We start from the raw sequence: 26,911 nt of genomic DNA, 5'->3' as shown, positions 1-26,911 counted from the left end.
ATGTGTTAAGTGCTGAAATAAGTGAATCAAAACGTAAAAATTTTATGATTAAAGCTAATAGAAAGTAAGGATACATATAAAAAAGCAAGAACGTATAACTACGCCTCGCTTTTCTCAAGTACAAAACTAAATATTAGATTCACTTAGCAACATTTACGCTCTTGTCCAATAGCTAAAGCGCTAAAAGATAGAGGACCAACAACTTCTGCACTAGCACCACTAGTAAGGTTTTCTACAGTTAATGAATATTCGTGTGTTCCACTGCTAACGTTTTGATCTATAGCTTGAAATGTTTGTACGTAAAATTGTTCAGAATCTGTAGATTCAATACCTACTTGTGCATTAAAAATTTCAATATTATCACGGAAAATTCGGAATAAAACTTGTGAAGTCCCAGTTATTCCTTCTACACCAATTGTAGCGATTAATTCTACTCGATTATTACGTGAATCTCTACTTGAAATTCTCAATTTCAAATTTGCTAAAATTGCTTTATTTGGAGAAGCTGGGATTGCAAAAGTTGTTTCACCAGTTTTACTAATAGGTTGAGTAGCTTGGTAATCAATGATATGAGTCATATTCTTCACCTCCTCATATACTAGAATATGAAAATAGTGAAGAATTAGCTTGGACAAATACTAGATTATTTAATAGAGTCAACAACAATTATTGAAAAGAAGAAATTCACATAAAAGCATTAAGAATATATCACAATAAGATGATATTTTTCTTAATGCTTTTTGTAATTAAGCAGAGTATTCTTCTTTACGTACTTCAAAAAATTCATTACGTCGTAAGTAATTATAAATTTTCTCTGAAACCTCTTCTTCTTCAGACACCAAGAAACGATGGTCAAAAGCGTAGAAAGATTGACCTTTAATTAATTTTACGTAATACATATTAAACGCCTCCTGACACTAGATTATTACTTGCTTCATATTTATGATGGCCTATATGTCTGCTAAAAATACTTGGAGTTTCAAAGGGGATAAGCAGAGGGATGAAAGAGCTTACAATTCTGTAAGGTTTATGTCACCTTTTTCGATAGTTTACATTCGCTAATTTCTTCTATACTACAAATAAGTTACATAAAATAAGGGGGTAAAAAGATGGATGAAGTAATTGGAGAAGTTGTAGCAGGTATTTGTGAATTTGTAGTAGAAGTAACAGCGGATGCTATAGGAAATTTAGTTTCCGGAAATGATGAGGAAAAAGAAACATTATAATAATTTGTAAAAGAATAAAGTTGATCGAATTATAAAGGCTGATTTCTAAAGGGGATTCAGCTTTTTTATTTTTTACATTATATTAACTTAATTTGAATATTCATTTGTTATCATATTTAAGAAGCCTATATAAGGAGGTGAATAAACAAATATGTCGAATTCAGGGCCTGATTTATCTGTTTCTCGTTTGATTGTGGTAAATATAGAGGAAAAAGAATATCATTTTATTGTTCGTGAACATCCGATTGTAGGGAAATTTATATCGCTATTTGAAAATGGAAAAGAATATGGTTTAATAGATAAACAAATCGCTAATAAAGATAAATTTATTACATCGGAGCTTACTAAGTTAGATTATTTTAATATAGATGTTTTATATCTTACACCTGGGTGGATATGGATTGGTATGGATCAATTTGGTTTACATGCTCGTGAGGCTACTTATAACGAAGTAGATGTTATTATGAAGTTGAAAGAGGATTTATATTATATAGATATATATAAAGAAATAAAAATGTAGTAAATATTTAGTCAGGTTAGGGGGCAAGTTCCCGTAGCCTTTTTTGTTTAATGGAAGAACGTATAATCATATTATTTTGATTATAAGGGAACGTGATGAGAAGTGAGATGAAAAGAGGATTTGAAAATACATGAAGAGAATTGTAATAATTATATGAGTCGTATATGTAAATAACAATAGAAAGAAGATGATAATATGAGTAAAGAAGAGCTTGTGAAAAAACAGTTTGGCAGTAATGCAGATAAATATGTAAATAGTAAAATACATGCTAAAGGACTGGATTTACAATATGTAGTTCAACAAGTTGAGTCTCGTCATAATAATCGTCTTCTTGATGTTGCTACTGGTGGCGGACATGTGGCAAATATGTTAGCACCCATGTTTGAAGAAGTAGTTGCACTTGATTTAACAGAACAGATGTTAGAAAAAGCAAAAGTTTTTATAAAGCAGAATGGGCATGAAAATGTATCTTTTGTAGCAGGAAACGCAGAGGATTTACCATTTGCAGACCATTTTTTTGATACAATCACATGCCGGATTGCAGCCCATCATTTTACGAATCCGGCTCAATTTATTTATGAAGTAAATCGTACATTGAAGGATAATGGATTATTCATCTTAATAGATAATGTTTCGCCAGAAAATAATGAATATGATACATTTTATAATTTTATAGAAAAAAAGCGAGACCCAAGTCATGAACGAGCTCTAAAAAAGACAGAATGGCTTACTTTATTAGAAAAAAACGGTTTGCAAATGCAGTCATGTCTTACTTTTGATAAGAAGTTTGATTTTGACTGGTGGTGTAATATGATGGATGTCCCTTTACAAAAGCGTGAAAAATTAACAGAATGTATGATGAAAGCACCAAACGAAATGAAGGGATATTTTAATATTCAATTTAAAAATAATAAAGTAGAATCGTTCTATACTGAAATGGCTATGTTTATATGTAAAAAAAGTACAACGTTAAAAAGATAAATGTGTTGCAGTCTTTCTGAAGTACGATATACTTAGTACAGAGAAACTGAGAATTGAGGAATAGTTATAATGATTCGTGTACGCATTGAAGGTACTGAGGAAGAAATACTTGAATTTATGGGGAAAATGCCAGACATTCCTGGATTTGAAAAGACACATATGAGAGAGCCGAGAAAAGGAAATAACCCGAAATACGATTCAAGTAAAAATGTACTTGCATATTTGTCTTATAAAAAGATTGAAGTCGCCAATAAATAGGCGACTTTTTTAGTTTGCGCTGTTTCACCGCCTTGTCTTTTTCACATAATAATAATAGTAGATTATGCTGAAGAGGGGTGAGAATAGTTAATAAGAAAATTATCTTTTTTGGAGACTTTGGTATTGATGACGCCGTAGCGTTAATTTATGCAAATAAAACATGTAAATTAGATATTCTAGGTATTGTTGCTGAGTACGGGAATGTATCACGAGATATCGTTACGGAAAATGTTTATTTTTTAGAAAGGTACTATGCTACACAAGTGAAAATTATTGAAGGTGCGAGTAGACCGATGACAGCTGAAGAGCCTTTGTTTTTCCCTGAAATCCACGGGGATCACGGTTTAGGTCCTATTATTCCACCTGAGATGAGAATTTGTAAACGAGAAAATTTTTGTGAATTAATCAAATTAATCGAACCTTGTCCAGAAGATATTATAATTGTGGCGACAGGGAGACTAACGACGCTTGCTACGTTATTTTTATTGTATCCAAATATAATGGATCGTATTTGTTCGTATTATATAATGGGCGGCGCTTTCCTATTTCCAGGTAATGTTACACCAGTATCTGAAGCGAATTTTTATGGTGATCCAATTGCAGCAAATATTGTTATGAAATATGCGAAAAACGCTAGCATATACCCGTTAAATGTAACACAGGGCGCGCTTATTACGCCTGAAATGGCCAAAATAATAGATAAACAAGGAACTGGACAGGCGAAACTCATTAAACCAATGATTGATTTTTATTATGAGAATTTCTATAAAAAAGAATATCCGGGTATTGGTGGAAGTCCTATACACGATTTACTACCGTTTATCTCGTTTATAAATGACAGTATTTTCGAATATAAAAAATCGGCAGTGTGGATTAGTACGACAAATGATGTGACTAGGGGCCAAAGTGTAGCAGACTTTAGAAAAATAGCTGAGCCAACAAGGTTTGATGATCGGCCGATTCAAAGAATTGCTGTTGGTTTTAACTATGCAGCTTTTAAAGAAGAGTTTATGCGAACAATATTGAAGCTAGATTGTTCTTAATGTGTGTAATAACAAGTCGGATAAATCGTTAGTTCAAAAAAAGGTTTAATCTGTGTGTATTATTCTCAAAAATCTTAAAGTTGAACAACATGAATAACTTATGAAAAATGTCACATAACTAATGGTAAGCAATTGTTTCTAATTATATTTTGATTGGTGAAATGTAAAGGAGGTTATTATATGATTTGGTCTTTAATCGTCGGTGGTATATTAGGATGGCTTGCGAGCTTAATTACTGGAAAGGACGTACCTGGTGGTGTAATTGGTAATATTATTGCTGGTATTATCGGTTCTTGGGTTGGTTCGAAATTACTTGGTAGTTTTGGTCCAGTCATTGGGGGATATGCAATTATTCCAGCTTTAATCGGTGCGATCATTTTAATTTTCATCGTAAGCTTCTTATTACGAGCAATGCGAAAATGAATGTAAGGACTGTTTACATTTGTAAGCAGTCCTTTTTATATGTTATGCTAGTATTATACAATCAGGAGGTGTCAGCATTGAAATCATTTACAGTAAATTTCCATCAAGAAGATAATGCAAAAGCGACAACAGTACATAAATTAAGTGAAGAGGACTTCAATAAAGCAACTGAAAAAGGTACTCGTCATTTATTTGATTTAGATACAAACGTTGGCTTCTTCGTATTCTTTGATGCAGAAGATGCAGAAGGAAATGATCAATACTTAATGTTACAATATGAAGGGGATCATGAAGAACCAACTGCATGCTACGGATTTGATTTAAAACTATACTATCAATTTTTAGCACTATACTTAAACGATCTTGAATTCCAAGGCGAAACAGATGAGGAAGAGGAAGAATACGGTCCAATTCATCATTTAGCGCATTTACTTTATCATATTGTTGAAGATGGTAAATCAATTGAAGTGTAATATACATATTTGAAGCTGCTCTTTTTGGGCAGCTTTTTTATATGACATTGAAATGGTGTACTGTAAGCTAAATAAGGTGAAATTTTAATCAGTGGGGGTTTTGTTCATTCCCACTGATTATCAGTTCTCACCAATTTAGCTTTTACGGGCAGCAGGGCCCCCACCTAACTTCTTTGTTTCCGCTGAATTTTGAGGTGGGGATCTTACTGCCCGGCAAATAGCGGGATAAATTAATAATAGAAATTTATTTATTACTTTCATGTTAGCGTCGTAAAACACCTGTTATAATGATTGTAATTAAATTCTTGGAGGCTAATTCTATGCTTGTAGATGTAAAAGCTTTTATTAAAGCTGCAGGTTTAACATGTATTTCATCATTAAGTGGAGATAACACGTTTGCTTATAATTTTGAAACAGTAAAAAACACTATCGCTACATTTTTTAAGAAGCTAAGATTTACCGTTTAATTTCATTTCAACCAGTAGGAAAAGAGTAATCACTTCCTACTGGTTTTTTTGTTTCAAGGAGCTGTTGTGACAGCATGTTTTAAGTTATAGATAGAGGATATTATCATCGAGAAGAGAAGGTTTAAAGAAGGAGATGAATACGATGATTAACAATATAATTCCAAGTTTTTTAAAATTATGGGAAAGTGACGATTTAGAATTAGAAGTCCTTAATTAATACTATACTTCGCATCCGGTTGATTATCGAAATGAATAAAATACAATAGGGGGTAAAAATGATGAAAGTATATTTCAAAATAGTTATGTTATTTCTTGCTTTTACATGCACATTTGCATTAGCAGCATGTAAAGGGACAGACGAAAAAAAGGAAGCAAATCCAGCCTCGGAAAATCATAAAAATGAACAAAGCAATTCTTCAGAAGAAAAGAAAAATCTTGAAGCAAAACCAAGTAATGAAAAAACAACAAAACCATCAGCTGAGCAAGATTCGAAAGATAGAACACTTAATCAAAAATCAATTAACCACGTTAAAGATTTGCTTGAACTAGCAAAAGAAGGAAAGGTACCTAATGTGCCATTTGGAGCCCATACAGGGGATATTGAAGAAATTGAAAAAGCGTGGGGGAAAGCAAATAAAACCGAATATGCAGGGAATGGAATGTACGCAAATTTTACAAATAAAAATGTTGTTTTCGGATTTAATAAAGGGTCACAAGTTTTTGATGTACGCTCATATCATGCAGAACTAAAATTGATTACATTACAAGAAATTGAAAAAGCATTAGGAAAACCATCTTCAGTTAAAGAGAATGGTGAAGATAAAATATATGTATACAAAGTAAATAACCAGTATGAATTGAAATTTGTCATTCCAAAATCGACTGGTAAGGTCGATCATATTTCCGTATTTTCGCCAGAGGATAGTATTAATAAAATGGCAGGATAAGAAATTAAGTGATTTCAAAAACACCTCACTTTCTTGAAGTGAGGTGTTTTTAGTTGTAAACAAGGAACGTCTCCTGTCATATAAAACATACTTTCATATGCGAAATACTTCACTTTTATTTTTTAGCATTTATCCAATAAGAAATGTTGATCTACTGAAAAAGTAGTAACCTATAAATTATGTGTAGGATGGTTCACGATTTTTTTACGTTCCAAACTTTGAACAAATAGCGCTTGAACAATACCTCCAACTAATAAGAAGCTAGCACAAATATAAAACAGCATACTTCCATTTAACTTACTTAATATAACTGCACCAATAACTGGTCCACACGTTCGAGATATATCCCAGTGTATACCGTAAATTGAAAAATATAAACCACGTTTATCATGAGGTGCAATTTCTGAAACGAATCGTAATAAATGGTTTAGAGCAATACTTTCTCCAATGACTAAAAAGAGTAAGGTGAAGAATAACGACAATATCGTCGTTGAATAACTAAAGCCAACTGCAGCTATTGTATAGCAGGCGTAAGAAATAAGGATGATTTTCGCCATAGAAAATCGTTCAGACCATTTTACGAGGAAGATTTGTAGAATGATTTCCAAAATGGCTTTGCATGTTGAAATAAATGCGAGTATGAATACGAGATTAGGAAATACATGTTCTGCAAAAATACGATAATTCGTCTCAGTTTGTGCATAAAAAAAGCTAATAGGAAGTGTAGAAACCATAAGACCGAATATGGCGTAATGTTTAAAAACAAATTGCTTTGGTGAACTTGCCTCAACTGTTTGTTTCGACTTACTTATAGGTGGAACAGTTTCTGGGAGCTGGGTCCAAACAACAACAGCATATATCGTAAGAGTTACACTTTGCACGATAAATAAATATTCTGGGTGAGTATTATAAAAACTTGCACCGATTAAAGGGCCGACTACGGATCCGATTGCTCCCATCGTTTGTAGGAGAGCAAAAATCTCTGCTTGCTGCTCTTGTTTTGTTAAATCAGCAATTTGTGCACGCTGAGCTGGAATGTATAAGGAACGGCCAATACCATTAATGACATATAACAGTGCAAATATAAAAACGGATTGAGCGAAAACGAAACTACCGATTGCAACACCTTGTAGTAATAATCCGAGTAACATAATCTTTTTTCGGCCATATTTATCAGTAATTCCTCCAGCAATAAGTGTAAATAAAATGTCTGAAAGTGGCTGCAGTCCGAAAATCAGCATAGTTATTATTACATTGCCGTTTAACATTTTATTGACGTAAATAATCATAATGAGAGCTAACATAGATTCAGTCGTTCGGGTTAATAATTCACCGCACAGTCTAATAAAAATAGGTTTATTGTAACGAAGTAAGAGATACTTCAATATTAATTCCTCCTTTCTATATTGAAATGATAAGATGAAAGGAGAGTTGGAAAAAGGGTAGAAACAATAGGGAGTATTTTTCACCTTTTAGGGGGAGTATGATGTTTATTTTAGATCAATACATTGAACTATGGATTGCTTATGGAAAAGGGAAAAAAGAGGGAGAACGATTGGAAGTAACAGTGCAAAATATATCTAGAACACTATTTTGTACAGAGCGTAATAGTAAATTAATTATAAAAAAATTAGATGAGTTAAATTGGATTAAGTGGTTTCCAGGTCGCGGCAGAGGAAATCGTTCTAAGTTAATATTTCAAAAGCACCCGATGTCTTTAATTTTAGATAGAGGAAAAGAAATAACGAAAAAAGGGGATGTGAAAAGCGGAAGCATATTTGTGGAACGCTATAGCTCACATTTTCCATCGGTAAAGGGAGAATATCACTCCTGGGTGGATTCAATATTTGGTCATAAGGTTGAAATGACATCTGAAGGGAGAAGAGATGTACTCCGGTTGCAAGTACAAATGAATTTAGGTATCACATTAGATCCTGTATACGCTACAATGCGTTCAGAATGCCATATGGTAAAACATATATTCGACACACTCGTGTATGTAGACGGTAATACAAACATTATAGAGCCAAGACTTGCATTTCACTGGGAATATAATGACGCTGAAAAAATATGGACGTTTTACTTACGAAAAGGAGTTCACTTTCATAATGGAAAACAACTTACTGCACATGATGTTATATACTCGTTGAATCGATTTATGAAGCTGGAAAATAATGCACATGCATGGATGTTACAACACGTTGAAAATATCCGTTCAGTGGATGACTACGTTTTCGAAATTCAATTACATACGGAAAATCGAATGTTTTTACATATGCTAAGTGCAGAACAGTGTTCTATCGTGAATGAAGATGAAGCAGGAGGGTTAATTGGAACAGGGCCTTTTCAATTATATAAAAGTAATGAAAATCTGTTCATTTTAGAAGGACATCCTTTATATTTTCGTGAAAGACCTTTTTTAGATCGTATTGAGTTGTGGAATGTAGAACAAGGTGTAAGTACATACGATGTTTTAGTAAAGGCGCAGTATAAAGATAAAGAAAAATATAATAAAGAATTGTCTCGGCTTGAGTCGAACGTGACATATATAACATGTAATCTTACGAAAGAAGGACCAATGCAAGATGCGTTATTTCGGAAAGCGTTATATCAAATCATTCATGGTTATACAATCGTTCAAGAACTCGGCGGAGAACGTGGAGAAGTGGCAAAGAAACTAATATTAGCAAATGAAAGCATAGTAGATATTGACGAAGATATCGAAAGTTTAATTAAAAGGAGTACTTATCATAGTGAAGTGCTACAACTCTACACATTTACAGGACGAGATCATGTTGAAGATGCACAATGGATACAAAAAGAGTGTGCGAAGTACGGGATTCGTGTAGAAAATAATTTTCTTGAGATAGAAGAGCTATTGGAAGTAAGTACGATACAAAAGGCCGATATGATGCATGATAGTGCCACAATAAGTGAACGAATAGAAGATAGTTTATTATATATGTTTCTTACAAAAAATAGTTTTATTCATGGACAAAGCAGCATGGACTTTCATGAAAAGTTGTCTCCTTATTTTAGACAAGAAGAATTAGAGAAAAGAGTTACACTGTTACGCGATATCGAGGATACTTTGTTACGTCAAATTCATATTATTCCTTTATATCGTAATAAACAAGAGGTAAGTACACATGAAAAAGTTCAAAATATAATGATTAATTCACAAGGTTGGATTGATTTTTATAATATTTGGTTTAAATCTTGATATATAAGGGCTTTTGCACATTTTCATAAGATGTGTAAGAGCCTTTTTGTATGTGAGAATAGGTTTGTTTTACACATTGTTACGCTACTTGTGATAAAAGTCTATTTACAGCGTAACAGTGTTATGTTACATTGTTATCAGGAAGGAGTGTTATACAGTTGAGTACAGATTTAATTTCAAAAAAAGATTTATTAGAACTAACTGGTATTTCATACGGACAGTTATATAGGTGGAAAAGAAAAAATTTAATTCCGGAAGATTGGTTTGTACGAAAATCAACGTTTACAGGTCAAGAGACATTTTTTCCGAAAGAAAAGATATTAGAGCGTATCGATAAAATCCAAACGATGAAAGAGGATTTATCACTTGATGAACTAGCGAACATGTTTTCACCGAGTGTGAGAGAAATTCTTTTAACAAAGGAAGAGATTTTACGCAAGGGGATTGCATCAGAACCAGTTTTACAATTTTTCATAGAACAAACGAATAAAACAGCAGAGTTTCAATTTGTAGACATTCTTTATGTGTACATGTTAGAAGAATTACTACAATCAGGAGAGATTAGTTTAGAAGAAGGAAAAATGGTCTTGCAAGTTTTACGTGAAAATTATGAAGCAATGAAACATAAAACTTGTGACTTAATCATTGTCCGAAAGTTAGGTATTTCTACATGTTTATTAGTTTCAAACGTGGACGATTTAATTTTTGAAAAAGGCACCAAAATCGTTTTACGCGAAGCGATTATGAAATATACCGAAGCATTAAAAACTAAATTGTTGTAGTGGAGGAGAAAGTATGCGTACAGATAATTTGATTATAAATGGTTACGGTTCATCGAATGGTGGCGAGTTTCATAAAGTGCAATTAAACGGAAAAGGAACTGTGAATGGAAATGTTGAATGTGAGCAATTTGAATGTAACGGTTACGGTGCAGTTACTGGCGATTTGAAAAGTAGCAGTGCACGAATTAGCGGATCTGGTAAAGTTGATGGCACAGTTCATGCTGAAACGATGCGAATTGATGGAAAAGCAACAATTACGCAAAATGTAAAAGCAAACAGTTTGAAAATTGCAGGAAAAGGTACGATAGGTGGAAATGTCACTGGTGAAGAATTTAAAGTCAATGGTCAAGCTACAATTGACGGTAATTGTGAAGTGGATACTTTTTCTTCAGAAGGACAATTTACAATCGGTGGTTTATTAAGCGCAGATGAAATTAATATAAATATTCACGGTACATGTCGAGCGAAAGAAATTGGTGGTCAAACGATTAAAGTAAGACATAGATCAGGTACATTTAGTAGGCTATTTAAAACAGTATTTGGCTTGCAGTTAGAAGCTGAACTATTAGAAGGTGACAATATCGATATTGATTATGCTCACATAAGAACGGTAAGAGGAAACAATGTTACAGTAGGAGCAAACTGTGAGATTGAACTGATTGAATATACGGGTGTTCTTACTGTTGATAAAAATGCAAATGTAAAAGAAATTAAGCAGGTTTAACGGAAGGGAGAAATCAATATGGAACATCCACATAGTCTCACAGTAAATGGTTCTGGTAATTCAGCAGGCGGAGATTATAATAAAGTGAAGATTCGCGGTGAAGGAACAATTACGAATGATATGAGTTGCAATGAGTTTAAAACGTACGGAACGAGTGATGTACGCGGTAATGTGAAAGTGAAAAACTATGTCGTGTATGGAGATAACGAAGTACAAGGAAATGTAGATGCGGAATATGTAAAAGTATATGGTAATACACAAATTCATGGTGATGCTCATATTGAAAAAACAAAAGTTAGAGGTATGATAGATATTGCAGGAAAGTTTTCAGGTGATTTCGTAGATGTAAAAGGTGCTTTAAATGTGAAGGGAGATATTGAAATAGAAGATTTATCATTAACTGGTGGTCTTGAAAGTGCTGGATTACTTAATGCTGAAAATATTCAAATCTCACTTCGTTATGAAGGCAGTAAGGTAAGAGAAATTGGTGGCAAAAAGATTACTGTTCGTAAAAAAACGAGATTTATTCCTTTTACTAGTCATGCTGGAAACCTCCAAACTTCGATTGTTGAAGGAGATGATATCTATTTAGAACATACGATTGCTGAAGTTGTAAGAGGCAACAACGTCACAATTGGTCCTGGATGTGAAATTAGTGTTGTAGAATATCATACTAGTTTTAATCAAAAAGGTAATGCAGTCGTAAAAGAACATAAACAAATATAAGTAGTATGAGGGAGAGCAAGAGATATGGTTGAGAAGAATAATAAGCTCGGCTTTGTTGTGGCGGGCTTATTGCTAGGTATTTTAATGGCATCGATGGATAATACCATTGTCGTAACGGCGATGGGAACAATCGTTGGTGACTTAGGAGGCCTCGAAAACTTTGTATGGGTCGTTTCTGCCTATATGGTCGCAGAAATGGCAGGCATGCCGATTTTCGGTAAGCTATCAGATATGTATGGTAGAAAGAGATTCTTTATTTTCGGTTTAATTGTCTTTATGATTGGTTCGGCACTTTGTGGTACTGCTGAAAATATTACACAGTTAGGTATTTATCGTGCCATTCAAGGTATTGGCGGCGGGGCATTAGTGCCAATTGCGTTTACTATCGTTTTTGATATTTTCCCACCTGAAAAACGCGGGAAAATGGGTGGCTTATTCGGAGCGGTATTTGGATTATCTAGTATTTTCGGGCCATTACTTGGCGCATATATTACCGATTACATTAGCTGGCACTGGGTATTTTATATTAACTTACCACTTGGCATTTTAGCACTTATTTTTATTACATTCTTTTATAAAGAATCACGCGTTCATAGAAAGCAAAAGATTGATTGGTTTGGTGCAATTACTTTAGTTGGTGCAGTAATTTGTTTAATGTTTGCTTTAGAACTAGGTGGACAAAAATATGATTGGGATTCTAGCTTTATTTTAAGCTTATTTGGTGGATTCGCCATTTTAATCATCGCATTCATTTTTATTGAACGAAAAGTAGAAGAACCAATTATTTCATTTGAGATGTTTAAGCAGCGCTTATTCGGAATGAGTACAATTATTGCTTTATGTTACGGTGCTGCATTTATGTCAGCAACTGTGTACATTCCGTTATTTATTCAAGGTGTATACGGTGGTACCGCAACAAACTCAGGATTATTACTTTTACCGATGATGTTAGGATCAGTCGTAACAGCGCAGTTAGGCGGATTTTTAACAACTAAACTTAGCTACCGAAACATTATGATTATTTCTGCGGTTATTATGCTAATTGGACTATTCTTATTAAGCACGTTAACACCAGAAACAAGTCGTGTATTATTAACAGTTTATATGATTATTATCGGATTTGGAGTCGGTTTCTCATTCTCTGTACTAAGTATGGCAGCTATTCACAACTTCGGTATGGAACAGCGCGGGTCTGCGACTTCAACGAGTAACTTCATTCGTTCGTTAGGAATGACACTAGGCATTACAATCTTCGGAATGATCCAAAGAACAGGTTTCCAAGATCAATTAGAAGAAGCATTTAAAGGGATGAGCGGGGGAATGAATACAAACGCTTTAGGGGATTCAAGAGCTATTCTATCAGAATCAGCAAGATCTCAAATCCCTCCGCAAATATTAGATAAGATTATTGACGCTCTTTCTAGTTCAATTGTTCAAACATTCATGTGGGCATTGGTACCAGCTGGATTAGCATTCATATTCATTTTCTTTATGGGAAATGAGCGCATGGTAATTAAGAAACAACAAACGAATAAAAAGAGTGAAACATCAAAAGCGTAATGAAAAAGCTCCTTTCTAATTGGAAAGGAGCTTTTTCGTATGTACAGATTTAGATTAGCCTTCGATAATTTCGTATTCTTCGTCTGCTAATAGTAAAATTTGTGTTTTCTTACCTTTGTTTTGAACTTCGATTACATCGTAAGCACCTAAGTCTCTTACTTTGCTTTGAGAAGCGTTAACCATAACTTCAATAGAATCAATTAAGATATCTTCTTCAATGTATGATTCAGGCAATGCCATATCTTCAGTATCTAATACACATGCGTATAGATTTTGTAAGTTTTCAGCAGTTGGGTTTTGTTCCTCAACATCAATGATGTTTTTTACTGCTTCCATATTTTCCTCTTTTGCTTGGTATACTTTAATTTTAGCCATTGTTTTAATCTCCTTTATAACGTAATCGTAGAGGCTACACCTTATTATAACGTTTTTTTCATGAAAGATGAAATTGTTATATGTATTTATAGTAAAAATTATGTGTCCTTACTCAAAAATGGTGTGATTTCCATATAAATGTACGATTAGGTAACGATATTGCTACGTTAACGTTATATTGTCCAAGCTTTTCTTATTTTCTTCTCATATATATGTAGTAGCAATTCTATATAGAGAAGGGATGGAGTGTAAGTGGGGTGTGAACCGAAACGTAATTGTGGGTGTTGCCAAAATAGTATATGTGAGTTTTTACAAAGTCTAGAACCGTATACTAAAGTTGAAAGTATCATAATAGAAGGAAACGAAATTGCTGTATCTTATTTTCTTTCATTTAATAAGAAAACAGGTATCGTATCATTCGTACAAGAAGACAATGAGGTTATATTTGTCGATTGTTCAAAGATTGATGCAATTCGAATAGGGAAAGTATGTAGCTGCAAAACAAAAGTTAAATATATTGAAGAGGACTTTAGCTTGCTAGGAAATGTTTGCCCGCATTGTTTAACAGAGGGGAGTACAATCTTTTTCGATTTTAACAATCCTGAATTAAATGTGTCTTTCCAAGCAACAACAATTAATCCACCTAGATGTACTGAATTTACAGATGATCTCGGGAATGTAGTAAAGCAAATTACTATAGTAGGTGAGGCGAGAGTTTCTAGAGATTTTGTTCAAGTACCTGAACTGGTAGGTTTTCGATTACTTTTATCACATCCAGCTAGAGACCCTTTAAACTACGGATTATTATTTATTAATTTTCCTGATACGATTTTTATTTTTATATTGGCATCAAGCGGATACCTTTCCATTTCGAACTGTTTAAAAATAGAGGGCGGAACTGGTGATGCCGAAATAGAAGAGATGAAAAAAATGATAGAGGATGACGTTAACACGTATAAATCATTTGTTAAATTGACTAAAGTATATAAGAACGGTGAGACGGAATCTTTTATTTATAAAAATGAGTTATAACACATGTATTTAAATGCACCCTCAAACTATTGTTGAGGGTTGTTACATAATTAATTATGTTGGTCCTTCAAACCGTTTGTTAACGGGTAAGAAATATATTTATTGTTGACTTATTTTATATGTTGATCATTTCATAGTTAGTAGATGTTATAATCATTTTATGTTTACTGATATTTTATAAATATTCGAAGTTTTAATTTAATAGTCAATTGCTTTTATGATGAACAGGTGGGTATGTATATGAATACGAATTATGGAGCGCTCATGAAAATGTTAAGAGTAGTTGATTCTAAAGAAGGCGGGAATGTAAATGATATATGAAGCGAATATACATACAAGAAAAAAACTAGTTTCTATGTTTGAGGATTTCAATAACGTTGTTTTACTTTCTTATTTACAAGGGCATATGGGTACTGCTTGGGTAAATGATCTTGAAAATCCAAAAGTAGCACAAGTTACGGTAGGGATTTTTACATTTTACGCTGGAGACCCAAATACGAAAGAAACAGAAGAGTTATTACGTAATATTCCAGAAAGAATTTTAGTTATCGTAAATAGTGAAGAGTGGAAACAACGCTTAGAAACATTCCATGAAAGAAAAATAGATAAGTTTTTACGTTATAAATTCAAACGAAATCCAGAAGTTTTTAATCGTTCAAAATTAAAATCTTTTATATCAGCACTTCCAAAAGAATATGAGTTAAGAAGAATAGACGAGCATATCGCAAATAGCCCTACATTACATAAGATATCTGAAGATTTCACAAGTCAATTTCATTCGGTAGAAGATTATATAAACCGTGGTATAGGTTATAGCATTTTATATAACGGAGAAGTTGTATGCGGTGCATCCTCGTATAGTATTTATAATAATGGGATTGAAATTGAAGTTGCGACTGATCACAATCATAGAAGAGAGGGCTTGGCAACTGTAGTAAGTGCAGCTCTTATATTGGATTGCTTAGAAAATGGAAAGTATCCAAACTGGGACGCAGCGAATACTACATCTGCTAAACTAGCAGAAAAGTTAGGATATGAATTTGATAAGGCATATGATACTTATTTTGTGGATAATAGATGAGTGAAGGAGTTACATACTAAAAAATAAATGCGCCCTAGTACGTAAGTCTAGGGCGCATTTATTAGTTGGTAAATATCTTCATAACAATCATATCATATTTTATCTTTTGAATGTTTGGAATTAAAGATATTTATGTGACTTTTTGAAAAAATAAAAGAGCAGCTAGCAAAAGCCAACTGCTCCTCTCTCAGGGGGAATGGAGAAATACAATCATATTATCTATAGTATTGACGGAACATAGAGTTTTAATCAAAGCCCGATTGGTGAGGGGTTTGATTAAAACTCCCACTGATTAAAGTTTCACTTTATTACATTTACAATTTAAATAGTAGAACGTGTTTATCGTAGTTCTCCAAACACCAATTATATTTTTTTAGAATAATTGGATGGACTGCTTCTGTCGTAGTATCGACTTCAGTATATCCATATTTCTTATAAAAGTTTTCTAATTCCTCAAAAGGAAGACAATATACATTTTGTATTTGTGATTTTTTCGCAGTTTCTACTAAAAATGAAACAAGCTCACCAGCAAATTGAAGCCCTCTAAATTGAGGCAGAATAAAAATCCCGCCCATTTCTAAAGTATCTTCATCTATTTGGACTAATCGGCCAACACCTGCATACTCGTTGTTATATGTAATAATTGCAACTTTATCTCTCTTTAAATCACTTCGTACAAATCCTATTGAGTCATATTGACTATTAATCCATTTTAAATCGTTAGATGTGGCCAATTGAATACCCATATATATCCTCCTTCGGAATACTAGCGCTCTCTTCATTATATAGAACATAACATACTATATCAAAGGAACCTTGAGGTAGCCCATTTGTTTAAGTTATTAGTTAAAAGTGTGGGGTTGCTGGCATTGAAATGATGGCTTCATCAAACATAGGATAATAATCTTGTGAATTTAGTGTTACATAGTCAAAATAAAAATTAATTCATGTGTTCGGTAATGCACGATTGTTTAAGTGTAGAGAAGATCATAGGGGTATTTTAATTAGTAGCTACTATATTCATTGAAGTTATTAAGGAAATGTCGTAATCCCTAGCCTTAGTGATACAAATCATATTAGGGTTTAGTAAAAAAACTCTTCCTGAAAAAGAGGGGGATTAAAGATAAGAGCACTTCGAAAAGTGCCCTTCAGTAAACGACTACTTATTCTAAAAAGAAAGGATGCAATATATTATATGAAGTTTAGTGTATTTAAGTATGGGTCTTTTATATAAAAGTTTTATTTTGTTCCGAATAAAAAGGCGGTTGTTTCCGCAACCACCTTTCAGTAAAACAAAGCACTTTTTATGAAATAAATTATGGATGGTCCCTAAAAAAGGTATAGGATATACCCACATTTTTATAACTAAAGTGACGAACTCAGGTTATAAGGAAGGAACAATTATATTGTATGAAATCTATTCTAGAGTAGTCACAAAGAAAGTTGTCTTCTTATTAGAAGGCAGCTTTTTTTATTAGAAAAAGAAGTAGAAGATTAAGTTACTTGTCCAAACAAATTTTAAAAAAATACATAAAATGCTATTAGTTAGTCAATATTTTAATATTGCTAATTTTTAAGACTAAAAGGGGTGATTTTATGTGTGAATGTGAAGTTTGTAGACGAAAGAAAAATCGGGATCCATTAAACCGGGAGTTTGAGCCGAAAAAACGAGTTCCTGAGCCGAAAAAAGAAGATTGCGAATCATTAAATTATTATTCGTTTAGTAAAAATGCAAATTTTTTAGAGGAAGCTATACAAACAGATGAAATCGATCAAATTTCTGAGGAATATATTGAAATAGTTGATTCAGCAGATGTACAAGTTACTACTACAGATACAAAAGCTGCGCTATCTATCCAAGCGGCATTACAAGCAGCTATCGTAGTTGTAGTAAGTATTTCTATAGCAGATAGTGAAAAGGCAGATAAAATAACACAAGAATTATTTCAAAAATCAGCTATTAAACAAATTAATAGACAAAAAACATTTATTAAAAATTCTAGAAACGTAACCGTAACAACTACTGATACAGATATTGCAGTGAATATTCAAATTCTTCTTCAAATTTTATTAGCTTTATTAGTTAAACTAAACATTTTATAAAGTGTCTATCCTATTGATATTTAGCTATAAGTTTTCACTCTAAGTAAATGTTTTTTGTTGTAATACGTGGTACAAGCTTGGACTTTTTATTATGACTGAATTAATATTCAAGATTAATGGTAAAGCAAGTGTGGAAAACTACAAATAAAGATAAAATACATGATTTAACAGTAACGAAACTTATATTTATGTGAAGTGAAGGAAAGCTGTCTTCTTATTAGAAGTCAGCTTTTGATTTTATTAGCAAAAAGAAGTGAAAATAGAAGATTAAGTTACTTGTCCAAGCAATTTTTATTTCATTACATATAATGCTCGTAGATATTTAAAATTTTTATAGAAAATTGATTGGAGTGAATATTGTAAATGGATGATTTAAATAAATTTTCTTCCTTTAAGTTTGATAAGGATCAAAAGAATATAATTATAGACCTTTTACTCTCAGATATTTTTAATAGGCATGGGATAAATGAAGAAAAACTAAAAAATTTATCACCAGAAAAAAAGCAGCAAATTAAAAGTATTGTTTCTGAAATACAATCACAAGTTAATAATTATTTAGATTGAAAGGGGGTGAACGCATGGACAAAACATGTCATTCAGATGAAAATAAAAAGTGGAGTGCATTAGATTCCTCAAATCCTCATCCATCTTTTAAAAATGCTAGCGTTTCAGAAGCAGCTGCGCAAGAAAGTAAAACGTATCAAATTTCTGAAGAATCTATTACAATTGTAGATTCCGCAGATGTAGAAGTTACTACTACAGATACAAAAGCTGCTTTATCTATTCAAGCAGCATTACAAGCAGCTATCGTGGTTATAATAAGTATTTCTATAGCAGATAGTGAAAAAGCTGACCGTGTAGCACAAGAATTGTTTCAAAAATCATCTATTAAACAAATTAATAAACAAGAAACTGTTATTAGAAATTCTAGAAATGTTACAGTTACGACTACGGATACAGACATAGCAGTAAATGTTCAAATTCTTCTCCAAATTTTATTAGCTTTACTAGTAAAATTAAATATTTTATAAAATGTTTAACTTGTTTTTATCTAGTGATTCTTAAAGGTGAATATTCACTGTTTTAATTATAGTACAGGCTATAAATATTTATCATAACTGGACTAATATTCAACATCACCAAAGTATGAATGTAAACAAACAATTTGATGGAAAATAAAGTTTGGTTATTTTATGAAAATGTAAAAGCCATTTCCTTTATTGGATTTGGCTTTTACATTTTAAACAGTATGAATTTGAAAAGATTATATTAAGATAAAGAATTAAAATATAATGATACAAAATACTTATAAAATTATTCGTGTTTTAGAAAAATAATAAGAAAAAGGTGTTTAAAATAGAATCATTTTCATTAATAGTTCAAGTTTTGAAGAATAGTGCATACAATATAAAGTGTTTTCCTTTCTTCATTTAAGTTTTACGTATATAATTTAAAAGTACTATTTTTATTTTATTATTTTATATTTATAACAGAATAGAGGTTTAAAAATGGGTGTTAAAATCATTACGGATAGTGCGGCGGATTTACCAGTAGAATTGCTGCAAGCATATGATATTGATTTAATTCCACTCCGTGTATATGATGAAGCAGAAACAGAGTATTTAGATGGAGTAACATTAGAGTCAGTTACATTATTGCAAAAAATGAGAGAAGGCGCTGTTTATAGAACGTCATTGCCTTCACTTGAAACGTTCCAAGAAAAATTTGTTTCTTATGCAAAAGAAGGTAATCCTTGTATATATTTAGCTTTTTCATCTGAACTGTCTGGTACATATCAATCATCAGTTGTCATTAAAGAGGAAGTAAAAGAAACATATGCTAACTTAGATTTAGAAATTATTGATACGAAATGTGCTTCGCTTGGTCAAGGTCTTGTCGTTTTAGAAGCTGCTAAAATGGCAAAAGACGGCGCATCAAAAGAAGATATTTTAAAGCGTGTTGATTTTCTAATGAGCCATATGGAACATATCTTCACTGTAGCTGACTTACAGTACTTAGTGAGAGGTGGACGTTTAAGCAAAGTCGCAGGATTTATCGGTGGTTTACTAAACATTAAACCGATCTTAAACGTGGAAGAAGGAAAACTTGTACCACTTGAAAAGGTACGAGGGAAAAAGAAAGTATTAAGCCGTATTGTTGATATTATGGAAGAACGTGGTAAAGACCTTAAAGGTCAAACAATCGGTATGACTCACGGTGACGATTTAGAAACAGCGGAAGCATTAAAATCATTAATTACGGAAAGATTTGGCTGTGAAGTATTTATCGTAAATACAATTGGTGCAGCAATCGGTGCACATACAGGACCTGGCGTTATAACGTTATTTTTCTTAAATGAAGTAGAGTAAAGGATTGATCTTTTGATCAATCCTTTTTTATTTTTTAATCTGTGATAATCGGTCGATATGGTATTGATGAAGATAAAATCTTTGAAGTTTTCCTATATCAAATGCAATCTTGTAGAGGGAGTATTTTTTATATGTGTAATGATACTTAATGGTAGAAGAAAAGAGTATAAATAAGAATATATTTATAGGAATTTAAATATTTGAAGATATCAAAATTTTTCCACTTCATATATAATTGTGTGGGGAGAAATATCTGTAACTATTTGTAAAAATAGGAGGCGGCTATAAAAATGCAAGAAAGTGCTAGATGGGATTTAAATCGCTTGTATTTGAATGAGGATATTCTATTTCCGATTTTGGAGTTGAAAGAGCAATATTTTGTAACAAAAGATGTAGAGATTCTTTCAAAGCTTATACAAGTTATTGAAAAAGCAGAATACTATTTGTACTGTCGATCGGTTGAAGAAAGTGTTCCATCTGACCTTACTAAATTGACCGTGAAAGTGAAGGAACTAAAAAGTGAATTACAGCAAGTAATAAAACATAATGAAGTGGAAACTTCAGATAATACTAAGTTAATAAAAGATGAACTTAATGCGTGGGAAAATATGTACATACAATTACGGGATAGGATAGAAATAGAGCACAATAATAAACTATTATCCTTTGGACAAGCAAATACTATTGCAATGAATAGTGATAATGAAAAGGAAAGATTAGAAGTATTCGAGTCATTAACATGTGCTTTACATAAGGAAAAAGAAATCTTTGCTACTGTATTAAATCAAGTAGGGAGATTGCGTAATGCAAAGAGTAATGAAATAGAAGATAGAGAGATTTTAACACAATCTTTTCATGCGAATGGCATTTCAGAAACTGTATTATTCCAAATGTGGAATGCGACAGAAGAAAACCTTGATAAATTAGTAAGTGCTTTAAACGTGTATAAGAAAGGGAAAGCTTCAATTACATGGCATGCACTTATGACGGTAAAGGAAAGTAATGAGGTCATGATTCCTTTTTCAGTAGCAATACAAAACGTTTATGATGCATGGAAGAATATTGATGAAGAATTAGCAGAATTTGCACGTAATGCGATAGAAAGTGGTTGGATAGATGCTGAACCGAGAGAGAATAAACCACCAGGCGGGTTTTGTGCTCCATTTTTCAGTGAGAAAGAATCGCGAATTTCCATTCGTTATGATGGGAGTATAAATAGTGTAAGAGTGCTCGCTCATGAATTAGGACATGCTTGGCATTTTTATAATATGAGTTTTGAACAATCTACATCTTTTTTAGATGATTATTTGCCAATGAGTACGGCTGAATCAGCATCTATTTTCTTTGAAACGGTACTCTTAAATTATCTAATTGAAACAACGGATAGTAAAGATACGAAAAAGTCATTACTTAGCTGGAAAATAAGAAATAGTTTTAATTATGTAATGGCAATACGAGCATCGTATCAGTTTGAAAAAACATTTTATGAAAAATGTAAAGAGGGTCCTTTAAGTGCTGATGAAATTGAGAAATTATCTATAATTGCACAAAAAGAAGCTTATGGAAATGCTTTAAGTGAATACCAGCCGTTTGTATGGATGAAATATATTCAATTTTATATAGCAGATGTTCCTTTTTACAATTATCCATACACGTTTGGATATTTAGTAAGTTTTAGCTTATTAGAAATAGCTCAAGAAGGTAAAAGTACTTTTCATTTGAAATATAAAGAATTCTTACGAGAAACAGGAAAGGCTACAGTAGAGGAGCTTATGAAAAAACATTTTGAAATAGATATAAGAAATTATGAATTTTGGAATAAAGCTTTTATTCAAATTTCTAAAGACATTGATGAATATTTGCAGCTTATGTAAGGGGAGAGTACAGTGGATCAGCAATTTATAAAAGGTATACCTTTTTCAACTTTAGAATATGCAAAAGCTATAAGTTTATTAAAAGGTTGGCTACATGAACAACAAGAGAAACCAAGGTTTGTAGTAACTGCAAATCCTGAAATTGTTATGTCTGCAAAGGAAAATACGGAAAAATCAAAGGAGTTTAAAAAGATGTTACTATCTGCGGATTTAATAACAGCGGATGGGATTGGTGTCATAATTGGCTCGAAAATATTAAAAGGAACTTTGAAAGAACGTGTTACTGGGGCGGATTTAACTCACGATTTAATAAAATATTGTAACGACAATGAATATCGTGTCTTTCTTTTTGGAGCTGCGCCAGAAAGTAATAAAAAGGCATTAGAAAAATTAAATGAGCAGTTCCCAGGAGCACAATTTAAAGGACAGCATGGATTTGTAAATAGTGAAGAAATAGAAGAAATAAAAATGAAAATTAAGCAATTCAAGCCGCATTTATTACTTGTAGGACTAGGTTCACCAAAACAAGAAGAGTTCATTTATGAAAACATACAAACATTAAACGTTCCGCTATCTATTGGTATCGGAGGAATGATTGATATAATATCTGGTACTGTAAAAAGAGCACCGAAAATAATGAGGGATACTGGAACTGAATGGCTGTATAGGTTACTCTCACAGCCGAAAAGATTAAAGAGACAACTTGTACTTCCGAAATTTTTATTGTCGGTTATGTCAGAGAGGATTAAAGGGATTAATTAATAAAGGGGACTACATACATGAACAGAATCGGCATTATCGGAGCAATGCAAATTGAAATAGATTTACTTTTAGAAAAGCTAGTAATACAAGAAGAACAGACAATAGCGGGAATGCCATTTTATATTGGAGAATTCATGGGAACAGAAGTAATTATTGCACGTTCTGGTGTAGGGAAAGTAAATGCAGCTGCATGTGCGCAAACATTAATTCATAAATTTAATGTAGACTCTATCATCAATACGGGCGTTGCTGGTGGATTACATCCAGATGTAAAAGTTGGTGATGTAGTTATTTCAACGAATGTTACTTATCATGATGTAAGTAAAAATCAAATGCAAAACTTATTTCCGTTCCAGGAAGAATTTATCGCAAGTAAGGAATTGATAGAGTTAGCACGTAAAGCATGTAGCAGTAATAGTTCAAATATTCAAGCTCACGAAGGAAGAATTGTAAGTGGTGAATGTTTTGTTGAAGATTCAAAGTTAAAGGCAAAATTAATAGACGAATACGCACCTCATTGTACAGAAATGGAAGGTGCAGCAATTGGACATGTTGCCTACATAAATGATATACCGTTTCTTGTTATACGATGTATTTCTGACAGTGCAGATGATGAAGCTCAAGTTTCTTATGATGATTTCGCGAAAACTGCTGCGAATTATTGCTCAGAAATTATTATTGAGATGCTTAAAAATATATCTGGTAAAACTATAGTCCAAAAGGAGAGATAAGAATGTTACAAGCATTAATTTTTGATATGGATGGAACATTATTTCAAACAGATAAAATTTTAGAATTATCGTTAGATGATACTTTTGATCACTTAAGATCACTTCAATTATGGGATACGGTAACACCGATTGAAAAATACCGTGAAATTATGGGTGTGCCGCTACCGAAAGTTTGGGAAGCTTTATTACCGGACCATTCTATTGAAATAAGAGAACAAACAGATGCATATTTTTTAGATAGACTAATTGAAAACATAAAAAGCGGAAAAGGCGCTTTATATCCAAATGTAAAAGAAATATTTACATATATAAAAGAAAATAATTGTTCAATTTACATTGCTAGTAATGGTTTGAAAGAATATTTACGAGCAATCGTAACGTATTATGCTTTAGACAAGTGGGTGACTGAAACGTTTAGTATTGAACAAATACAATCGCTAAATAAAGGTGACTTAGTTAAAAGTATTATGAACAAATATGATATAAAAGAGGCAGCGGTAGTCGGTGACCGGCTATCTGATATAAATGCAGCGAAAGACAACGGTTTACTTGCAGTTGGGTGCAATTTTGATTTTGCGCAAGAAGATGAACTTGCTCAGGCTGATATAGTAATAGATGATTTAATAGATTTAAAGCGGATACTGCCTGCTGTACAGAGATAAATAAAGTGTGTGCATTTTTTCCAAGTCCTATATGTCTTATTTTATGGAGGGAGTATGCTTAAAAATAATTTTAAAATTAGTAATATTCCTGCGGTTTTATGGGGAGAGAAGAATGAAAAAGTTTTTATTGCAGTACATGGAAATATGTCAAATAAGGAAGATGTAGTTATTCAAATATTAGCTGAAGAAGCCAATCAAAAAGGCTATCAAGTATTAAGCTTTGATTTACCTGAGCATGGAGAAAGAAAAAATGATAACACTCCTTGCAAAGTACAGTTTTGTGTTAGTGAATTATCTATAATTATGAACTACGCAAAAGTACATTGGAAAGAAATAAATGTGTTTGCATGTAGTATGGGAGCGTATTTTAGTCTTTTAGCTTATCAAAATGATGTGCTAGAAAAGGCATTATTTTTATCACCAGTAGTTAATATGGAACGAATTATCGAAAATATGATGAAATGGTTTAATGTAACACCGGAGCTTTTACAAAAAGAAATGACTATAGAGACACCTATTGGTCAAAAGTTATATTGGGATTATTTATGCTATGTAAAAGAGCATCCTATTAGTACATGGAATACAGATACATATATTATGTACGGAGCTAAGGATGAACTGTGCGAATTTGAAACTATTAACTATTTTACAAAAAAACATCGTTGTGAATTAGAAGTTATGGAGACGGGTGAACATTACTTTCATACTGAAGAACAGTTGAAAATATTTGAACAGTGGTTACACAAGCATATCAATTAACAAATTATAATTTAACTTATACCTGCTAGAGAAGAATGGTGAATTTATAAACTGATAGTATATTTGAGAGAAAATATAAATGTGAATGTATACACTTAAACAAACAGATGCTTTAGTTAAATAAGAATTAAACAACTATATTATCGATTTATATCTAAAGTGAAGAATACACATACTACGAATTGAATAAGATAACAATCATAAAAATGCTCAGAATCAAAAATTCTAGAGCATTTTTATGTATTTTCATAGTAAGGGGAGATTTACTTGAAAGATATACATATTCAACAAATTGAAGATTTAATGATATACGAACACGATTATCTTGTTCAGGAAAGCAAAGACGAAGGATTTTATTTCCTAATAAAACTAATAAGTGAATATGAAAATAAAATAAACACGTTTAATAAAACTGGTGAATGCTTATATGGGATTTTTCAAGGGGAAAAGTTAATTGGAATAGGAGGGTTAAATGAGGATCCATATACAATAAACAATAAGATTGGTAGGATAAGGAGATTTTATATTGCAAAAAAATACCGAAGGAAAGGATTAGGGAGGTTATTATTAGCGAGAATTATAAACGATGCGAAAAAACATTTTAATATTGTTGTTTTAAATACAGATACAGTACAGGGTGACAAATTTTATACTTCGAGTGGATTTCTGAAAGGGACAAAATATATGGGAGTGAGCCATTATTTGAACTTATATAAAAGGATATAGTGAATTATTGTTTACTTCTCCAGTAGAACTTTTGTTCTGTTTCATGTAGATTGATGTTATAATTTATAAGAATCTAATATTAGAATGGAGAATTGGATGATGGGAGAAAATAAAATTATTAATGATTTCAATGAATATTCAATTTGGATAAATACATTGAAAGGTATGAAAGAGGAATTGTGGGTGGCACCAATATCAGAGGGGAAATGGACTATTGGCGAAATAATATCTCATATTATGAACTGGGATGACTATCTATTACGTGAGACATTATCATCAGTGAGAGATGGGAAGGGAATGGAGTTCCCTGATTTTGATACATATAATAAACTAGCATCTAGTTATGCCAAATCCGGTATATCTAAGATGAAACTTCTTGAAGAAGCAAAAGCTAAAAGAGAGTTACTCGTAAAAGAACTTAGATTACTATCTGCTGGAAATCTAAAGAAACCTTTAACGGCCAATGGAGTATCACATTGTCCTCATACCGGAACGCCATATTCTCTTATATATATTATTAAAGAATTTGTAGATCATGATAACCATCATAAAAGACAGGTTATTCATTTTTTAAATGAAAATCAAATTGTTAATTGATAAAGAAAGATCCCGCAAATCATATTTGTGGGATCTTTCTTACATTATAACTTAACCTTCATTTGTTTCAATAATAATCTTGGTTTACCTTTTACATAATAAAAATGCGGATTATTTTCATCATCATAAAGCATAATATAAGGCTTTTCATTTAGTGGGAGCAGTATAAGTACTTCGTCTATTGTAGTGTGTAACCATTGATTAGTAATAGAAACCGGCTTAGATAAAGGGATTTTTATCATATAGCCATCTTTTGGAACGACATTTAAGTTTTTAAATGGACCAGTTATTGCTTTAGCGTATTGAACTGCTTCTTTTTGGATTACTGGATCTAAAGATTGTTTTTGAATGACCATTTCTTTTTGACAATCAAATACTTCAATTTGTTGATTTGTATTTGCGAACGCATTTGTTGATAATAGAAATAGAAGAAGAGAAATGACCCCGATTTTTTTTATCATAGTACAACACCTCACCATTACTATCC

At 32.3% G+C, this 26,911-nt stretch carries 32 protein-coding genes; 26 read left to right on the top strand and 6 right to left on the bottom strand.

The genetic code is table 11. The features are described from left to right. Nucleotides 1-143 precede the first annotated feature (143 nt). Together exsC and MR112_RS14390 are read right to left on the bottom strand one after the other, a co-directional pair. Entirely contained in the window at nucleotides 144-578 is a 435-nt protein-coding gene (exsC, locus tag MR112_RS14395; protein ID WP_000148799.1) for an exosporium protein ExsC, read from the bottom strand. Between the two features lie 168 nt (nucleotides 579-746). Next, nucleotides 747-899 (bottom strand): YqbF domain-containing protein, encoded by a 153-nt coding sequence (locus MR112_RS14390; RefSeq protein ID WP_000291905.1) that lies wholly within the window; start codon nucleotides 897-899, stop codon nucleotides 747-749. Between the two features lie 478 nt (nucleotides 900-1,377). Here MR112_RS14390 and MR112_RS14385 point away from each other — a divergent pair, with 478 nt between their 5' ends. The 8 genes from MR112_RS14385 to MR112_RS14350 all read left to right on the top strand — a co-directional run bounded on the left by MR112_RS14385 (nucleotide 1,378) and on the right by MR112_RS14350 (nucleotide 6,338). Continuing rightward, the gene (locus MR112_RS14385) at nucleotides 1,378-1,746 is read left to right on the top strand and encodes a hypothetical protein (RefSeq protein ID WP_046392820.1); all 369 of its coding nucleotides are present in this window, start codon (nucleotides 1,378-1,380) and stop codon (nucleotides 1,744-1,746) included. Between the two features lie 195 nt (nucleotides 1,747-1,941). Continuing rightward, nucleotides 1,942-2,727, top strand: a complete 786-nt coding sequence (locus tag MR112_RS14380) for a class I SAM-dependent methyltransferase (RefSeq protein ID WP_075677168.1) — start codon at nucleotides 1,942-1,944, stop codon at nucleotides 2,725-2,727. Nucleotides 2,728-2,796: 69 nt separating this feature from the next. Continuing rightward, a complete protein-coding gene (locus MR112_RS14375) occupies nucleotides 2,797-2,985 on the top strand; it encodes a YvzF family protein (protein WP_078187061.1) in 189 nt (62 codons plus the stop codon). Between the two features lie 77 nt (nucleotides 2,986-3,062). After that, nucleotides 3,063-4,028, top strand: a complete 966-nt coding sequence (locus tag MR112_RS14370) for a nucleoside hydrolase (protein WP_078187062.1) — start codon at nucleotides 3,063-3,065, stop codon at nucleotides 4,026-4,028. A 180-nt stretch (nucleotides 4,029-4,208) separates the two neighbouring features. Beyond that, nucleotides 4,209-4,451 carry a GlsB/YeaQ/YmgE family stress response membrane protein gene (locus MR112_RS14365; protein WP_000638306.1) on the top strand — a complete coding sequence of 81 codons (243 nt, stop codon included), beginning with the start codon at nucleotides 4,209-4,211 and terminating at the stop codon, nucleotides 4,449-4,451. A 77-nt stretch (nucleotides 4,452-4,528) separates the two neighbouring features. Next, nucleotides 4,529-4,924, top strand: coding sequence for a hypothetical protein (locus MR112_RS14360; protein ID WP_000834883.1), 396 nt, complete (start codon nucleotides 4,529-4,531; stop codon nucleotides 4,922-4,924). 320 nt (nucleotides 4,925-5,244) lie between these two features. Continuing rightward, nucleotides 5,245-5,391 (top strand): hypothetical protein, encoded by a 147-nt coding sequence (locus MR112_RS14355; protein WP_000959548.1) that lies wholly within the window; start codon nucleotides 5,245-5,247, stop codon nucleotides 5,389-5,391. A gap of 275 nt (nucleotides 5,392-5,666) precedes the next feature. Further along, the gene (locus tag MR112_RS14350; RefSeq protein WP_242245063.1) at nucleotides 5,667-6,338 is read left to right on the top strand and encodes a YjgB family protein; all 672 of its coding nucleotides are present in this window, start codon (nucleotides 5,667-5,669) and stop codon (nucleotides 6,336-6,338) included. A gap of 170 nt (nucleotides 6,339-6,508) precedes the next feature. Here the strand turns inward: MR112_RS14350 and MR112_RS14345 are convergent, their stop codons facing one another. Next, nucleotides 6,509-7,723 (bottom strand): MDR family MFS transporter, encoded by a 1,215-nt coding sequence (locus tag MR112_RS14345; RefSeq protein WP_078187065.1) that lies wholly within the window; start codon nucleotides 7,721-7,723, stop codon nucleotides 6,509-6,511. 101 nt (nucleotides 7,724-7,824) lie between these two features. Between MR112_RS14345 and MR112_RS14340 the strand changes: the two genes are divergently transcribed. The 5 genes from MR112_RS14340 to MR112_RS14320 all read left to right on the top strand — a co-directional run bounded on the left by MR112_RS14340 (nucleotide 7,825) and on the right by MR112_RS14320 (nucleotide 13,353). Next, entirely contained in the window at nucleotides 7,825-9,561 is a 1,737-nt protein-coding gene (locus MR112_RS14340) for an ABC transporter substrate-binding protein (protein WP_242245062.1), read from the top strand. A 158-nt stretch (nucleotides 9,562-9,719) separates the two neighbouring features. Beyond that, nucleotides 9,720-10,343: a YhbD family protein gene (locus MR112_RS14335; RefSeq protein WP_000102257.1), complete on the top strand. Its 624-nt coding sequence runs from the start codon at nucleotides 9,720-9,722 to the stop codon at nucleotides 10,341-10,343. A 13-nt stretch (nucleotides 10,344-10,356) separates the two neighbouring features. Further along, nucleotides 10,357-11,067, top strand: coding sequence for a bactofilin family protein (locus MR112_RS14330; RefSeq protein WP_001258384.1), 711 nt, complete (start codon nucleotides 10,357-10,359; stop codon nucleotides 11,065-11,067). 18 nt (nucleotides 11,068-11,085) lie between these two features. After that, on the top strand, nucleotides 11,086-11,793 hold the full coding sequence (locus MR112_RS14325) for a hypothetical protein (RefSeq protein ID WP_017673238.1): 708 nt from the start codon (nucleotides 11,086-11,088) through the stop codon (nucleotides 11,791-11,793). Nucleotides 11,794-11,817: 24 nt separating this feature from the next. Beyond that, on the top strand, nucleotides 11,818-13,353 hold the full coding sequence (locus MR112_RS14320; protein WP_078385869.1) for an MDR family MFS transporter: 1,536 nt from the start codon (nucleotides 11,818-11,820) through the stop codon (nucleotides 13,351-13,353). Between the two features lie 54 nt (nucleotides 13,354-13,407). Here the strand turns inward: MR112_RS14320 and MR112_RS14315 are convergent, their stop codons facing one another. Beyond that, nucleotides 13,408-13,728 (bottom strand): hypothetical protein, encoded by a 321-nt coding sequence (locus MR112_RS14315; protein ID WP_001062733.1) that lies wholly within the window; start codon nucleotides 13,726-13,728, stop codon nucleotides 13,408-13,410. Nucleotides 13,729-13,980: 252 nt separating this feature from the next. On the opposite strand from MR112_RS14315, the gene MR112_RS14310 reads away from it, so the two are divergent. Further along, on the top strand, nucleotides 13,981-14,760 hold the full coding sequence (locus tag MR112_RS14310; protein ID WP_242245061.1) for a BC_2878 family exosporium-associated protein: 780 nt from the start codon (nucleotides 13,981-13,983) through the stop codon (nucleotides 14,758-14,760). A gap of 310 nt (nucleotides 14,761-15,070) precedes the next feature. Then, nucleotides 15,071-15,841, top strand: a complete 771-nt coding sequence (locus MR112_RS14305) for a GNAT family N-acetyltransferase (protein ID WP_242245060.1) — start codon at nucleotides 15,071-15,073, stop codon at nucleotides 15,839-15,841. A 314-nt stretch (nucleotides 15,842-16,155) separates the two neighbouring features. Here the strand turns inward: MR112_RS14305 and MR112_RS14300 are convergent, their stop codons facing one another. Then, nucleotides 16,156-16,587: a GNAT family N-acetyltransferase gene (locus MR112_RS14300; protein WP_242245059.1), complete on the bottom strand. Its 432-nt coding sequence runs from the start codon at nucleotides 16,585-16,587 to the stop codon at nucleotides 16,156-16,158. Between the two features lie 850 nt (nucleotides 16,588-17,437). Here MR112_RS14300 and MR112_RS14295 point away from each other — a divergent pair. The 11 genes from MR112_RS14295 to MR112_RS14245 all read left to right on the top strand — a co-directional run bounded on the left by MR112_RS14295 (nucleotide 17,438) and on the right by MR112_RS14245 (nucleotide 26,424). Next, complete coding sequence (locus MR112_RS14295) at nucleotides 17,438-17,944, top strand: spore coat protein (RefSeq protein WP_063547581.1); 507 nt, start codon at nucleotides 17,438-17,440, stop codon at nucleotides 17,942-17,944. 363 nt (nucleotides 17,945-18,307) lie between these two features. Next, the gene (locus tag MR112_RS14290) at nucleotides 18,308-18,508 is read left to right on the top strand and encodes a spore coat protein W (RefSeq protein WP_000342253.1); all 201 of its coding nucleotides are present in this window, start codon (nucleotides 18,308-18,310) and stop codon (nucleotides 18,506-18,508) included. A 14-nt stretch (nucleotides 18,509-18,522) separates the two neighbouring features. Next, on the top strand, nucleotides 18,523-18,975 hold the full coding sequence (locus MR112_RS14285; protein ID WP_000361676.1) for a spore coat protein: 453 nt from the start codon (nucleotides 18,523-18,525) through the stop codon (nucleotides 18,973-18,975). A gap of 477 nt (nucleotides 18,976-19,452) precedes the next feature. Next, complete coding sequence (locus MR112_RS14280) at nucleotides 19,453-20,313, top strand: DegV family protein (protein WP_000538278.1); 861 nt, start codon at nucleotides 19,453-19,455, stop codon at nucleotides 20,311-20,313. Nucleotides 20,314-20,603: 290 nt separating this feature from the next. Further along, a complete protein-coding gene (locus MR112_RS14275; protein WP_226368785.1) occupies nucleotides 20,604-22,187 on the top strand; it encodes a M3 family metallopeptidase in 1,584 nt (527 codons plus the stop codon). 12 nt (nucleotides 22,188-22,199) lie between these two features. Then, on the top strand, nucleotides 22,200-22,949 hold the full coding sequence (locus MR112_RS14270; RefSeq protein WP_173602366.1) for a WecB/TagA/CpsF family glycosyltransferase: 750 nt from the start codon (nucleotides 22,200-22,202) through the stop codon (nucleotides 22,947-22,949). Nucleotides 22,950-22,966: 17 nt separating this feature from the next. Further along, entirely contained in the window at nucleotides 22,967-23,680 is a 714-nt protein-coding gene (locus MR112_RS14265) for a 5'-methylthioadenosine/adenosylhomocysteine nucleosidase (protein ID WP_226368784.1), read from the top strand. 2 nt (nucleotides 23,681-23,682) lie between these two features. Beyond that, nucleotides 23,683-24,342, top strand: a complete 660-nt coding sequence (locus tag MR112_RS14260) for an HAD hydrolase-like protein (protein ID WP_017656487.1) — start codon at nucleotides 23,683-23,685, stop codon at nucleotides 24,340-24,342. Between the two features lie 54 nt (nucleotides 24,343-24,396). Then, nucleotides 24,397-25,101, top strand: a complete 705-nt coding sequence (locus tag MR112_RS14255; protein ID WP_173602368.1) for an alpha/beta hydrolase — start codon at nucleotides 24,397-24,399, stop codon at nucleotides 25,099-25,101. 267 nt (nucleotides 25,102-25,368) lie between these two features. Further along, the gene (locus MR112_RS14250; protein WP_000651656.1) at nucleotides 25,369-25,827 is read left to right on the top strand and encodes a GNAT family N-acetyltransferase; all 459 of its coding nucleotides are present in this window, start codon (nucleotides 25,369-25,371) and stop codon (nucleotides 25,825-25,827) included. A 99-nt stretch (nucleotides 25,828-25,926) separates the two neighbouring features. Further along, complete coding sequence (locus MR112_RS14245) at nucleotides 25,927-26,424, top strand: DinB family protein (protein WP_000504410.1); 498 nt, start codon at nucleotides 25,927-25,929, stop codon at nucleotides 26,422-26,424. A 44-nt stretch (nucleotides 26,425-26,468) separates the two neighbouring features. On the opposite strand, the gene MR112_RS14240 is transcribed toward MR112_RS14245, so the two are convergent. Then, nucleotides 26,469-26,885 (bottom strand): hypothetical protein, encoded by a 417-nt coding sequence (locus MR112_RS14240; protein WP_048656225.1) that lies wholly within the window; start codon nucleotides 26,883-26,885, stop codon nucleotides 26,469-26,471. Nucleotides 26,886-26,911 lie beyond the last annotated feature (26 nt).

The sequence above is a fragment of the Bacillus cereus group sp. BfR-BA-01330 genome, from assembly GCF_022663885.1.
GTDB lineage: Bacteria > Bacillota > Bacilli > Bacillales > Bacillaceae_G > Bacillus_A > Bacillus_A cereus.
The sequence above is the reverse complement of the archived record's forward strand: the minus strand, read 5'-3'. Positions and strand labels throughout refer to the sequence as shown.